The organism is Pseudomonas sp. P7548 (genome assembly GCF_013386585.1).
Classification (GTDB): Bacteria; Pseudomonadota; Gammaproteobacteria; order Pseudomonadales; family Pseudomonadaceae; genus Aquipseudomonas.
Window position 1 is genome coordinate 16,652 of the sequence record NZ_JACARO010000089.1, and the last position, 13,344, is coordinate 29,995.

General features: G+C 62.1%; 11 protein-coding genes. 9 read left to right on the forward strand and 2 right to left on the reverse strand.

All coding sequences use genetic code 11. The features are described 5' to 3' along the window. Positions 1 to 106: 106 nt before the first annotated feature. The 3 genes from HX803_RS28225 (at position 107) to HX803_RS28235 (ending at position 3,371) form a co-directional block, all read left to right on the forward strand. Positions 107 to 571, forward strand: coding sequence for an LTXXQ domain protein (locus tag HX803_RS28225; RefSeq protein ID WP_176994279.1), 465 nt, complete (start codon positions 107 to 109; stop codon positions 569 to 571). 66 nt (positions 572 to 637) lie between these two features. Further along, entirely contained in the window at positions 638 to 1,981 is a 1,344-nt protein-coding gene (locus HX803_RS28230) for a HAMP domain-containing sensor histidine kinase (RefSeq protein ID WP_178925322.1), read from the forward strand. Between the two features lie 40 nt (positions 1,982 to 2,021). Further along, positions 2,022 to 3,371 (forward strand): CoA transferase, encoded by a 1,350-nt coding sequence (locus tag HX803_RS28235; RefSeq protein ID WP_178925324.1) that lies wholly within the window; start codon positions 2,022 to 2,024, stop codon positions 3,369 to 3,371. Between the two features lie 116 nt (positions 3,372 to 3,487). On the opposite strand, the gene HX803_RS28240 is transcribed toward HX803_RS28235, so the two are convergent. Beyond that, positions 3,488 to 4,351 carry a DNA-3-methyladenine glycosylase gene (locus HX803_RS28240; RefSeq protein ID WP_178925326.1) on the reverse strand — a complete coding sequence of 288 codons (864 nt, stop codon included), beginning with the start codon at positions 4,349 to 4,351 and terminating at the stop codon, positions 3,488 to 3,490. After that, complete coding sequence (gene arcD / locus HX803_RS28245; protein WP_178925328.1) at positions 4,348 to 5,775, reverse strand: arginine-ornithine antiporter; 1,428 nt, start codon at positions 5,773 to 5,775, stop codon at positions 4,348 to 4,350. Before arcD (HX803_RS28245) ends, HX803_RS28240 begins: the two co-directional genes overlap by 4 nt. Positions 5,776 to 6,224: 449 nt before the next feature. On the opposite strand from arcD (HX803_RS28245), the gene arcD (HX803_RS28250) reads away from it, so the two are divergent. The 6 genes from arcD (HX803_RS28250) (at position 6,225) to HX803_RS28275 (ending at position 13,168) form a co-directional block, all read left to right on the forward strand. Beyond that, entirely contained in the window at positions 6,225 to 7,652 is a 1,428-nt protein-coding gene (gene arcD / locus HX803_RS28250) for an arginine-ornithine antiporter (RefSeq protein WP_178925329.1), read from the forward strand. 24 nt (positions 7,653 to 7,676) lie between these two features. Beyond that, positions 7,677 to 8,933, forward strand: coding sequence for an arginine deiminase (arcA, locus tag HX803_RS28255; RefSeq protein WP_176994285.1), 1,257 nt, complete (start codon positions 7,677 to 7,679; stop codon positions 8,931 to 8,933). A 68-nt stretch (positions 8,934 to 9,001) separates the two neighbouring features. Beyond that, positions 9,002 to 10,012 carry an ornithine carbamoyltransferase gene (locus HX803_RS28260; protein ID WP_176994286.1) on the forward strand — a complete coding sequence of 337 codons (1,011 nt, stop codon included), beginning with the start codon at positions 9,002 to 9,004 and terminating at the stop codon, positions 10,010 to 10,012. A 165-nt stretch (positions 10,013 to 10,177) separates the two neighbouring features. Then, positions 10,178 to 11,107 carry a carbamate kinase gene (arcC, locus tag HX803_RS28265; RefSeq protein ID WP_178925331.1) on the forward strand — a complete coding sequence of 310 codons (930 nt, stop codon included), beginning with the start codon at positions 10,178 to 10,180 and terminating at the stop codon, positions 11,105 to 11,107. Positions 11,108 to 11,125: 18 nt separating this feature from the next. Next, positions 11,126 to 11,488, forward strand: coding sequence for a DUF5064 family protein (locus HX803_RS28270; RefSeq protein ID WP_176994288.1), 363 nt, complete (start codon positions 11,126 to 11,128; stop codon positions 11,486 to 11,488). Positions 11,489 to 11,659: 171 nt separating this feature from the next. Next, positions 11,660 to 13,168 carry a sigma-54-dependent transcriptional regulator gene (locus HX803_RS28275; protein WP_178925333.1) on the forward strand — a complete coding sequence of 503 codons (1,509 nt, stop codon included), beginning with the start codon at positions 11,660 to 11,662 and terminating at the stop codon, positions 13,166 to 13,168. Positions 13,169 to 13,344 lie beyond the last annotated feature (176 nt).

Genomic DNA, 13,344 nt, shown 5'->3' on the forward strand with positions numbered 1-13,344 from the left:
CAAAACCCTCTTTACCCAAGCTTTACCCACACCTGACCGCCGCTGACCTCTATCTCCTTAATCTACTCACATCCGGACTCACCGGAATAGAGACAGGAGAATCACCATGCGCAAGACCCTTATCGCTTTGATGTTCGCCGCTGCCCTGCCAACCGTTGCCATGGCGGCACTGCCTGACGGCCCAGGCCCGATGGGCGGCCCCGAAGGCCACATGATGGGTGGCCCGGGCCACGGCGGTGAACACGGTCCGCGTGGCAAAGGCGGCCCCTTCAGCCAGCTGGACCTGACCAAGGAACAGCGCCAGCAGATCGGCAAGCTGATGGGCGACCAATGGCACGCTCGCAAAGACCTGGTCAAAAAGTACCTGGATAAACTCCCGGCCGCTGACCAGAAAGCCATGCAGGACGAAATCGCAGCCGGCAAGCAGAAAACCCAAGCCGACATCCGTGCCGTGCTCAAGCCTGATCAGCAGAAGAAGTTCGACGAGATCGTCAAGAAACAAGCCGAGCGCCGTGCCGAGTGGAAGGAATTCCAGGCCTGGAAAGCGCAACAACCGCAAAAAGCGCAATAATGGCTTAGCGTCACGCTCCAGCCCAGTGGTCACCGCCACTGGGCTTTTCCTGTTTGAGGGTTTCCTGTGCGTTCATTGTTCTGGCGTATCCTGGCCAGTTTCTGGCTGGCCATCGCCCTGGTTGCCGGGTTGTCGATTCTGCTTGGGCACATGCTCAACCAGGACGCCTGGATTCTCAGCCGTCACCCCGGCCTCAATACCCTGGCGCAGGAGTGGACGCAGCTCTATGAAACCCAGGGCGAAGATGCCGCTCAGGAGTTGCTGCAACAGCGCAAACGCCAGTACCACATCGACGTACAAGTGCTGAATGAAAGCGGCGACCCGGTGGTTCGCGGCACCTTTCCGCGCCGTGCCGCCGCCTTCGAAGCCCGGCAAAACGACAGCCAGGACGGTCACCTGCCTTGGCGCCGCCTGACCGCCGAATACACCAGTGAAAAAACCGGCGATACCTACCTGCTGATCTACCGCATTCCCCACCCGGAACTGGATGCCTGGCACCGCAGCAGCCTGGCCTGGCCCTTGAGCGCGCTGGCAATTGCCCTGGTGGTGCTGACCCTGTTCAGCCTGCTGGTGACGCTGTCCATCACCCGCCCGCTCAGCCGCTTGCGTGGCGCGGTACATGACCTCGGCCAGACCACCTACCAGCAAAACAGCCTGGCGCGCCTGGCCAACCGGCGTGATGAGTTCGGCGTATTGGCCACCGACTTCAACCGCATGGGCGCGCGCCTGCAAAGCCTGATCGGCAGCCAGCGCCAGTTGCTGCGCGACGTGTCCCACGAACTGCGCTCGCCCCTGGCGCGCCTGCGCATCGCCCTGGCCCTGGCCGAACGCGCCAGCCCCGAAGAACGGGAAAAACTCTGGCCACGCCTGACCCGTGAATGCGACCGCCTGGAAGCGCTGATCAGCGAAATCCTGGTACTGGCCCGCGTCGATGCCGACAATGCCGGCGCCGAAGAGGTTGAACTCACTCCACTGCTCAAGGCCCTGCAAAAGGACGCGCAACTGGGCGCCCCCGACCAGGTGGTGCAACTGACTGCCGAACCCGACCTGCACCTCAAAGGCTGGCCGACCATGATTGAACGCGCCGTGGACAACCTGCTGCGCAACGCCCAGCGTTTCAACCCGCAAGGCCAGCCCATCGAGCTGAGTGCCCAACACTTGAGCGAACGCATTCTGATCAGCGTGCGCGACCACGGCCCCGGTGTTGAAGAGGAACACCTGAGCCAATTGGGCGAGCCGTTCTTTCGCGCCCCCGGTCAGGTCTCCCAAGGCCACGGGCTGGGCCTGGCGATTGCGCGCCGCGCGGCCGAGCGGCATGGCGGCAGCCTGATCCTGGCCAACCATCCGCAAGGCGGTTTTATTGCCAGCATCGAGCTGCCATTGGAGCCGGGGGTTGCCACACCGCCCTGAGGATCTTCTATAGTGGCCCTTCTCTTACGGAGGGCCTTTGATGACTGACCTGCTGACCCCCATCCAAGCCGCACTCGCTTTACCCCCTACACCGCTGACCTTTACCGAAGCCGGCGCCCTGCCCTCGACCTTCGCCGTGACCGACCTGGCCAGCGCCAGCATCGGCGCCGCCGGCCAGGCCGTGGCCCAGTTGATCGAGCAACAGACCGGGCGCTTGCCGGGTGTCACCGTAGACCGGCGCCTGGCGTCCTTCTGGTTTTCCTCGTCCATTCGCCCGGTCGGCTGGCAAGTGCCGCCCCTGTGGGACCCGGTGGCCGGTGATTACGCCTGCGCCGACGGCTGGATCCGTTTGCACACCAACGCGCCCCACCACCGCGCCGCCGCCGAACGCGTGCTGGGCAAGGTCGCCGACCGTACCGAGATGGCGAGCAAAGTAGCCCCCTGGAACGCTGCCGAACTGGAACAGGCGATTGTCGATGCAGGCGGTTGCGCCGCGCAGATGCGCACCTGGCAAGCCTGGCAGGCCCACCCGCAAGGGCTGGCGGTGAATGCCGAAGCGCTGGTGCAGCGCCAGACCTATGACACCACCACCGACAAACCCTGGCTCGGTAACGTGGCGCGCCCCTTGGCCGGCCTCAAAGTGCTGGACCTGACTCGCGTACTGGCTGGCCCAGTGGCCAGTCGCTTCCTCGCAGGCCTGGGCGCCGATGTGCTGCGCATCGATTCACCCGCCTGGAACGAACCCGGCGTAGTGCCGGAAATGACCCTGGGCAAACGCTGCGCCCGCCTGGACCTCAAGAGCGCCGAAGGCCGGCAGGTCTTTGAAACGTTACTCAAAGAGGCCGACATCCTGTTCCACGGTTACCGTGCCGATGCCTTGGAAGAACTGGGCTACACCGCCAACGCGCTGCAGCAGATTGCGCCCGGCCTGATCGACGTGAGCCTCAACGCCTACGGCTGGAGCGGCCCCTGGCGCAACCGTCGGGGCTTCGACAGCCTGGTGCAGATGAGCAGCGGGATCGCCGACGCCGGCATGGCCTGGAAACAGGCGGACAAACCGGTGCCTTTGCCGTTGCAGGCACTGGATCACGCCACCGGGTATCTGATGGCGGCCGCTGCGATTCAGGCGTTGAGCGAGCGGCTGAAGTCAGGGCGTGGCGGTTCGGCGCGGTTGTCGTTGGCGCGCACGGCGACGTTGTTGGTGGAGGCTGGGCAGGTGCCGGAGCAGCCTGCGTTGCGGGCCGAGGAGCCGAGTGATCAGGGGTTGGTGGTAGAGCAAACCAGTTGGGGGCCCGCCCATCGGTTATTGGCGCCGTTGACCATCAGCGGCACGCCGTTGCAGTGGGATTTGGCGGCGGGGGAATTGGGGTCACACCGGGCGCAGTGGTGACCTGACGAACGCCTTCGCGAGCAAGCCCGCTCCCACATTTTGACCGTATTTCAAAGGGTGTACGCGGTATAAATGTGGGAGCGGGCTTGCTCGCGAAGAGGCCCTCACAGCCACCCTCAATCCCCCCGGCTCAACGACGTCCACAAATGCTGCGCCGCATACGCCCGGAGCGGCCGCCACGCCTCGGCCCGGGCCAATAACTGTCGCGCCGACACTGGTCCACCCTCCAGCGCCGCCAGCGCGTTGATCAAACCGATATCCCCCGACGCAAACGCATCGGCCTCGCGCATCTGGCGCATGGCGATGTACTGCGCTGTCCAGTCGCCAATCCCCGGCAACGCAACCAAGCGCGCCACGCCTTCCTTGAGGCTGGCCTTGGGTTCAAACAGTTCAGGATCATCCAACAGCGCCTGGGCCACTCCGGACAAGGTGCGGCCACGGGCTTTGGGCATGCCCAACGTGGCCAGGTCCGCCGCCGCCAACACTTCGGCGGTGGGAAATACATGGGTGATGCCCCCATGGGGCGTCTCCAGCGGCGTACCGTATTGCGCCACCAACTTGCCCGCCAGGAGGATCGCCGCGACCACCGTGATCTGTTGGCCCAGCACGGCACGAATGGCCAGCTCCAGGCCGTCCCAGGTGCCCGGCACCCGCAAGCCGGGGCGTGCGGCAACCAATTGCGCCATCAGCGGGTCCTTCGCCAATTGCGCGTTGATCAGTTGCGGCTGGGCGTCCAGGTCAAACATGTTGCGCAACCGCCGTTCGATCTCGGGCAAGGCCGACGGGCTCGGAAAATCGACATCAACGTCCAGCCAATCCCCTGCCCCCGGCGCCACGCTGATCAGGCCAGGTTGCCCGTTCACACGGATACTGCGCCGGTACACGCCGGCCTCGACGGTCTCCAACCCGGTGATCGCCCGCAGCGACAAAAAACCCACCATCGCCGCCCAATCATAGGGCGGTTGATACGCCAGTTTCACAACGACAGCACCCCGCTGTACAACCCATACGCCGCCAACCCCGCGCCAGCGATCACGCAGCTGAAAATGCCTTTTTCCATGGCCGTGAACAAGGGCTGGCCCTGCTCACGCTTGGCCAATGCAAACAGGATCACCCCCGGCGCGTACAGCAGCGCCGACAGCAACAGGTATTTCAAGCCGCCGGCATACAAGAGCCACACGGCGTAGCCGAGGGCGATCAGACCGACGAGCAAATCCTTCATGCGACGGCGCTGGGCACCTTCATAGGTTTCACCGCGCCCGCTCAACAGCACGGCGTAGGCCGCCGACCACAGGTACGGCACCAGAATCATCGAGGACGCCAGGTAGATCAGCGTGGTGTAGGTGCTTTGGGAAAACAGCGTAATCACCAGGAACAGCTGGATCATCACATTGGTCAGCCACAAGGCATTGACCGGCACCTGGTTGGCATTTTCCTTCTTCAAGAACGCCGGCATGGTCTTGTCATGGGCGGTGGCGTAGAGGATTTCCGCGCAGAGCAACGCCCAGGACAGCAAGGCACCGAGCAACGAAACCGCCAGGCCGATGCTGATCGCCATCGCGCCCCAAGGGCCGACGATATGCTCCAGCACACCGGCCAACGACGGGTTTTGCAATTGCGCCAGTTCTGGCTGGCTCATGATCCCCAAGGACAACACATTCACCAGCACCAACAGTGCGAGCACGCCGAGAAACCCGATCACCGTGGCGCGCCCCACGTCCGAACGTTTTTCGGCGCGGGCCGAATACACGCTGGCGCCCTCAATGCCAATAAACACAAACACGGTGACCAGCATCATGTGACGCACTTGGTCCACCACGCTGCCCATGCTCGGGTTGCCCAGGCCCCAGATATCGCGGGTGAAGATATCGGCCTTGAACGCCACGGCAGCAATCACGATGAACATCAGCAGCGGCACGATCTTCGCCACGGTGGTCACCTGGTTGATGAACGCCGCCTCCTTGATCCCGCGCATCACCAGAAAATGCACGGCCCACAGCAACAGCGACGCGCAAGCGATGGCGATGGGCGTGTTGCCCTGGCCGAACACCGGGAAAAAGTAACCGAGGGTGCTAAATAGCAACACGAAGTAACCGACGTTGCCCATCCACGCACTGATCCAATAGCCCCAGGCCGATGAAAACCCCATGTAATCGCCAAAACCGGCCTTGGCGTAGGCATACACACCCGAGTACAGCTCGGGTTTGCGATTGGCCAGGGTCTGGAATACGAAGGCCAGGGTCAGCATGCCGACGGCGGTGATCGCCCAGCCGATCAACACGGCACCGACCTCGGCACGGGCCGCCATGTTCTGCGGCAATGAGAAAATCCCGCCGCCAATCATCGAGCCCACCACCAGGGCAATCAGAGCACCAAGTCGAAGTTTCTGGGCCGGTTGGGACATGAAAACTCCTGAATAAAAATAATTGCTTGAGCTGACAACTGTGCACTCAACTCATTAACTCAGCGAGTGTAGCGTTTATTAGGGACCGCGATAAAACAGGCAGGCTCATAACGTAATGGCATGTCAATTATTAAAGTTTAGGCTTATTTAGAATTTAAATACCGCTTGAACTTCGCCGTTCGCGAGCTACGCCACACTGTCAATGAGAAAAGTTTGCACTTTAAAAAAAACAGACTAGCTTCAAACGTCCATACCCCTGACTAAATGATTAACCACAACGGGCGCAAGGCTCTGGAACAAGCCTTCCCGAGGACTTCTATCGCCCACGAACTTTCAGCCTAAGTCATTAATTCACAATGGAATGTGCCAATGAAGTGATCTGAGTCAGCTGTTTGAATAGCGCACGGAATTATTCTGTGGTCTCTCTTCTCCTGCATTGGAGTCACGCAATGTCTGAAACTCCCGGAAAACTAAGGCTTGGTGCACTCGTTGCACTTGTCGTGGGCTCGATGATCGGCGGGGGGATCTTCTCACTGCCGCAGAACATGGCCGCCAGCGCCGACGTCGGCGCCGTGTTGATCGGTTGGGTCATCACAGCCATCGGCATGCTGACCCTCGCATTTGTGTTCCAGACCCTCGCCAACCGCAAACCTGACCTCGACGGCGGCGTCTATGCCTACGCCAAGGCCGGCTTCGGCGACTACATGGGTTTCTCGTCCGCCTGGGGCTATTGGATCAGCGCCTGGCTGGGCAACGTCGGTTACTTCGTGTTGCTGTTCAGCACCCTCGGCTACTTCTTCCCCCTCTTCGGCGAAGGCAACACGCCAGCGGCCGTGATCGGCGCCTCGGTGTTGCTGTGGGCCGTGCACTTTCTGGTGCTGCGCGGGATCAAGGAAGCGGCGTTCATCAACCTGGTGACCACCGTCGCCAAGGTTGTGCCGCTGGTGCTGTTCGTGTTGATCGCCCTGTTCGCGTTCAAGCTGGACATCTTCACCGCTGACATCTGGGGCGTGAAAAACCCGGACCTGGGCAGCGTGATGAACCAGGTGCGCAACATGATGCTGGTCACCGTGTGGGTGTTCATCGGCATCGAAGGCGCAAGCATCTTCTCGTCCCGTGCGGAAAAACGCTCCGACGTGGGCAAGGCCACGGTGATCGGCTTTATCACCGTGCTGCTGTTCCTGATGCTGGTGAACGTGCTGTCCCTGGGGATCATGACCCAGCCGGAACTGGCCAAGCTGCAGAACCCCTCGATGGCCGCCGTGCTGGAGCATGTGGTGGGCCACTGGGGCGCGGTGCTGATCAGCGTTGGCTTGATCATCTCGCTGCTGGGGGCGCTGCTGTCGTGGGTGCTGCTGTGTGCGGAGATCATGTTCGCTGCCGCCAAGGACCACACCATGCCGGCGTTCTTGCGCAAGGAGAACGCCAACCACGTGCCGGTCAATGCCCTGTGGCTGACCAACGCCATGGTGCAACTGTTCCTGGTGATCACGCTGTTTTCGGCCAGCACCTACCTGTCGCTGATCTACCTCGCCACCTCGATGATCCTGGTGCCTTACCTGTGGTCGGCGGCCTACGCGCTGCTGTTGGCGGTACGCGGCGAGACCTACGAAACCGCCCTGGCCGAGCGCAAGAAAGACCTGTTCATCGGCGCCATCGCCCTGGTGTACGCGATCTGGCTGCTCTACGCCGGCGGCACCAAATACCTGCTGCTCTCCGCCCTGCTCTACGCCCCCGGCGCAATCCTGTTCGCCAAGGCCAAGCGTGAACTGGGCAAACCGATTTTCACCAACGTCGAGAAGCTGATTTTCGCCGCAGTGGTCATTGGCGCCCTGGTGGCAGCCTATGGGCTCTACGACGGCTTCCTGACGCTGTAATTGTTGATAACTGGAGGATCTGTAATGACCACGGAAAAAGTGAAGTACGGCGTACATTCCGAAGCCGGCAAACTGCGCAAAGTCATGGTGTGCTCCCCAGGTTTGGCCCACCAGCGGCTGACCCCCAACAACTGCGATGAACTGCTGTTCGATGACGTGCTGTGGGTGGCCCAGGCCAAGCGCGACCACTTCGACTTCGTGACCAAGATGCGCGAGCGGGATATTGATGTGTTGGAAATGCACAACCTGCTCACCGACATCGTCGCCATCCCCGAAGCGCTGGACTGGATCCTGGAGCGCAAGATCACTGCCAATACAGTTGGCCTGGGCCTGGTCAATGAGGTCGGCTCCTGGCTGCGCAGCCTGGAACCGCGCAAGACCGCCGAGTATCTGATCGGGGGCGTGTCGGCCGATGACCTGCCGAGCACCTTCGGCGGCAAGGCGATCGAGATGTTCCGCGATTTCCTCGGCCACTCCAGCTTCATCCTGCCGCCGCTGCCCAACACCCAGTTCACCCGCGACACCACGTGCTGGATCTACGGCGGCGTGACGCTCAACCCGATGTACTGGCCGGCGCGACGCCAGGAGACCCTGCTGACCACTGCCATCTACAAGTTCCACCCCGAGTTCACCAACGCCGACTTCCAGATCTGGTACGGCGACCCCGACCAGGAACACGGCGCCTCGACCCTGGAAGGCGGCGACGTGATGCCCATCGGCAACGGCGTGGTCCTGATCGGCATGGGCGAGCGTTCGTCCCACCAGGCGATCGGCCAGCTGGCGCGCAACCTGTTCAAGAACAAGGCGGTGGAAAAGGTGATCGTGGCCGGCCTGCCGAAATCCCGTGCGGCGATGCACCTGGACACCGTGTTCAGCTTCTGCGACCGCGACCTGGTCACCGTCTTCCCCGAAGTGGTCAGCCAGATCGTCCCGTTCACCCTGCGCCCTGACGAGAGCAAGCCCCACGGCATCGATATCCAGCGCGAGAAAACCAACTTCCTCGACACCGTCGCCGCCGCCCTCGGCCTCAAGGCCCTGCGCGTGGTGGAAACCGGTGGCAACAGCTTCGCCGCCGAACGCGAGCAGTGGGACGACGGCAACAACGTGGTGGCCGTGGAGCCAGGCGTGGTCATCGGCTATGACCGCAACACCTACACCAACACCCTGCTGCGCAAGGCCGGGGTGGAAGTCATCACCATCAGCGCCGGTGAACTGGGCCGTGGCCGTGGCGGCGGCCACTGCATGACCTGCCCGATCATCCGCGACCCAATCGACTACTAAGCGACCATCCCTGGCCGGCGTCCATAAGACACCGGCCAGGCAGATCACCGAATCCTAGGAGAATCATCATGGCGTTCAACATTCACAACCGTAACCTGCTCAGCCTGGAACACCACACCCCACGTGAGCTGCGCTACCTGCTGGACCTGTCCCGCGACCTCAAGCGCGCCAAGTACACCGGCACCGAACAGCAACACCTCAAGGGCAACAACATCGCGCTGATCTTCGAAAAAACCTCCACCCGCACCCGTTGCGCCTTCGAAGTGGCGGCCTATGACCAGGGCGCCAATGTCACCTACATCGACCCGAATTCCTCGCAGATCGGCCACAAGGAAAGCATGAAGGACACCGCCCGCGTGCTCGGGCGCATGTACGACGCCATCGAATACCGTGGCTTCAAGCAGGAGATCGTCGAGGAGCTGGCCAAGTTCGCCGGCGTGCCGGTGTTCAACGGCCTGACCGATGAGTACCACCCTACCCAGATGATCGCCGACGTGCTGACCATGCGCGAACACGCCGACAAGCCGATCCACGAGATCAGCTACGCGTACCTCGGGGACGCGCGCAACAACATGGGCAACTCGCTGCTGCTGGTGGGCGCCAAGCTCGGCATGGACGTGCGCATCTGCGCGCCAAAAGCGCTGTGGCCCCACGACGACCTGGTAGGTCGCTGCAAAAAATACGCAGAAGAAAGCGGTGCGCGCATCACCCTCACCGAAGACCCGAAAGCGGCGGTGAAGGGTGTGGACTTCATCCACACCGACGTGTGGGTGTCGATGGGCGAGCCGGTGGAAGCCTGGGCCGAGCGTATCGAGCAACTGCTGCCGTACCAAGTGAACGCCGAGCTGATGAAAGCCACCGGCAACCCGCGCACCAAGTTCATGCACTGCCTGCCGGCGTTCCACAACAGCGACACCAAGGTGGGCAAGCAGATTGCCGAGCAGTACCCGCACCTGGCCAACGGCATTGAAGTGACAGACGACGTGTTCGAGTCGCCAGCCTGTATCGCCTTCGAGCAAGCGGAAAACCGCATGCACACCATCAAGGCGATTCTGGTGTCGACCCTGGCTGACCTCTAAGGCACGACACCGTCAATGTGGGAGCTGGCTTGCCTGCGATGCAGGCAACTCGGTCGCTCAGGTAGACCGCGGTGATGCCATCGCGGGCAAGCCCGGCTCCCACAAAAAACCCGGCTCCCACATTGACGGTGTTCCTTCATCAGAATTTTTAGAAGGACATTCGCTATGCGTATCGTCGTTGCACTGGGCGGTAACGCCCTGCTCCGCCGTGGTGAACCCATGACGGCGGACAACCAACGCGCCAATATCCGGATCGCCACCGAACAGATCGCCAAGATCCACCCCGGCAACGAGCTGGTGATCGCCCACGGCAATGGCCCGCAAGTCGGCCTGTTGTCGTTGCAGGCGGCGGCCTACACCCAGGTCTCGCCGTACCCGCTGGACGTGCTCGGCGCCGAAACCGAAGGCATGATCGGCTACATCATCGAACAGGAACTGGGCAATCTGCTGGACTTCGAAGTGCCATTCGCCACCCTGCTCACCCAGGTGGAAGTGGACGCCAAGGACCCGGCCTTCAAGAACCCGACCAAGCCCATCGGCCCAGTGTATTCCAAGGCCGAAGCGGAAAAGCTCGCCGCTGAAAAAGGCTGGGCCATTGCGCCGGATGGCGACAAGTACCGCCGCGTGGTCGCCAGCCCACGGCCCAAACGCATTTTTGAAATCCGCCCGATCACCTGGTTGCTGGAAAAAGGCAGCATCGTGATCTGCGCGGGTGGCGGTGGTATCCCGACGATGTACGGCGAGGACGGCAAGCTCAAAGGCATTGAAGCGGTGATCGACAAAGACCTCTGCTCCTCGTTGCTGGCCGGGCAGTTGAAAGCCGATTTGCTGGTAATCGCCACCGACGTCAACGCGGCGTTTATCGACTACGGCAAGCCCACCCAAAAGGCCATCGGCCAGGCCCACCCGGACGAAATGGAAAAACTCGGCTTCGCCGCCGGCTCCATGGGGCCCAAGGTGCAAGCGGCCTGCGAGTTCGCCCGCCAGACTGGAAAAACCGCCGTCATCGGTTCACTCTCGGACATCGAAGCCATCGTCCAGGGCAGCGCCGGCACACGCATCAGCACGGCAACACCTGGCATCACCTACCTGTGAAGTAGAGGAGAAACGCCTATGGCCACCTTTGAACCGGGTCACTTGCACGTCGAACGTCATGCGCTTAACGCCCAGGACTATAGCTACAACCTGTGCATCGACTACGAAGTCAGCCAGGACCCCAAGGAAGGCAAGGGGATGCTGTTCAAACTGCATGGCTCGGTCCAGGGCAAGGACCTCAAGGAAGAGTTTTTCCTGCCCAAGGACCAGGCGTTCGACTTTGCCCGGCATGCCATGAACATCGCGCAGAAGTACGGCATGCCGAAGATCGCCGTGCTCAATGGCGCGATGCACAAGCAGTACGACTTGATGTTCGAGGATGTGCGGCATCAGCTGGACGTGAAACCCGGCGACCCGATCAAGCCTGAACACCTTGAGTAAAAACACCGCAAGTCCCCTGTGGGAACGGGCTTGCTCGCGAATGCAGTGGATCAGTTAGCACATCTATGACTGACCCACCGCATTCGCGAGCAAGCCCGCTCCCACATTTTGATCTCCACCCGCTCCAAGGCATACTTGCCGCCTCTGCTCTCCAGAATTGCAAATCGCCCCATGCGTATCCACGTCAGCTTCATCGACCGCGTCGGCATCACCCAGGAAGTCCTGGCCCTGCTCGGTGGGCGCAATCTCAACCTGGATGCGGTGGAGATGGTGCCGCCCAACGTCTACATCGATGCGCCGACGTTGAGCGCCGAGGTGCTCGAAGAGTTGCGTGACGCGCTGTTCAGCGTGCACGGTGTGCAGGCCGTGACCGTGGTGGACATTCTTCCAGGCCAACGCCGCCACCTGCAACTCGACGCCCTGCTGGCCGCCATGACCGACCCGGTGCTGGCCCTGGACAGCGCGGGCAAGATCCTGCTGGCGAACCCGGCCCTGATCGCGCTGTACGGGCGTGAACCGGCCGGCGAAAGCATCAGCGACCTGTTCAACGACCCGGCACTGCTCGACACCTTGCTCGAACACGGTTTTCGCCTGCCGCTGCGCGAGATCAGCGTCAACGGCCAGACCCTGCTGCTGGACGCCACGCCGATCACCGACGCCGGCGCCCTGCTAACCCTCTATCAACCCAACCGCATCGGCGAACAACTGTCGGCGTTGCACCACGACCATGCCGAAGGCTTTGACGCGCTGCTGGGCGAGTCACCGGTGATCCGCACCCTCAAGGCGCGGGCGCAGCGAGTGGCAGCCTTGGATGCGCCGCTGTTGATCCAGGGCGAAACCGGCACCGGCAAGGAGTTGGTGGCCCGCGCCTGCCATGCCATCAGTGCACGTCACAGTGCGCCGTTCCTGGCATTGAACTGCGCGGCGCTGCCGGAAAACCTCGCCGAAAGCGAACTGTTCGGCTATGCGCCCGGTGCCTTTACCGGCGCCCAACGGGGCGGCAAGCCGGGGTTGATGGAGCTGGCCAACCAGGGCACGGTGTTCCTCGATGAGATCGGCGAAATGTCGCCGTACCTGCAGGCCAAGCTGCTGCGCTTTCTCAATGACGGCAGCTTTCGCCGCGTGGGTGGCGACCGTGAAGTAAAGGTCAATGTGCGCATCCTCAGCGCCACCCATCGCGACCTGGAAAAGATGGTCAGCGAAGGCACCTTCCGCGAAGACCTGTTCTACCGCCTCAACGTGCTCAACGTCGAAGTGCCGCCCTTGCGCGCACGCGGCCAGGACATCCTGTTGCTGGCGCGCTATTTCATGCAGCAGGCCTGCGCGCAGATCCAGCGCCCGGTGTGCCGCCTGGCGCCCGGCACGTACCCGGCACTGCTGGGCAACCGCTGGCCGGGCAATGTGCGTCAGTTGCAGAACGTGATCTTCCGCGCCGCCGCCATCTGCGAAAGCAGCCTGGTGGACATCGGCGACCTGGACATCGCCGGCACCTCGGTGGCGCGCCAGAGCGACGGCGAAATCGACAGCTTGGAACAGGCCGTGGAGGACTTCGAGCGCAACCTGCTGGAAACCCTCTACACCAGCTACCCCTCCACCCGCCAGCTGGCCAGCCGGTTGCAGACCTCCCACACGGCGATTGCCCATCGCCTGCGCAAATACGGCATTCCCAACAAGCCCTGACTGACAAAACGCGGTCCATATGTGGGAGCTGGCTTGCCTGCGATAGCGGTGTGTCAGCCTGCCCAAGTGTCACTGACAGACCGCTATCGCAGGCAAGCCAGCTCCCACAGAGATCGTGTTCCAAATTTTAGTCCAGGAACGACATCGGCTGTACTGAAAGCGCTACAGCGTAACGA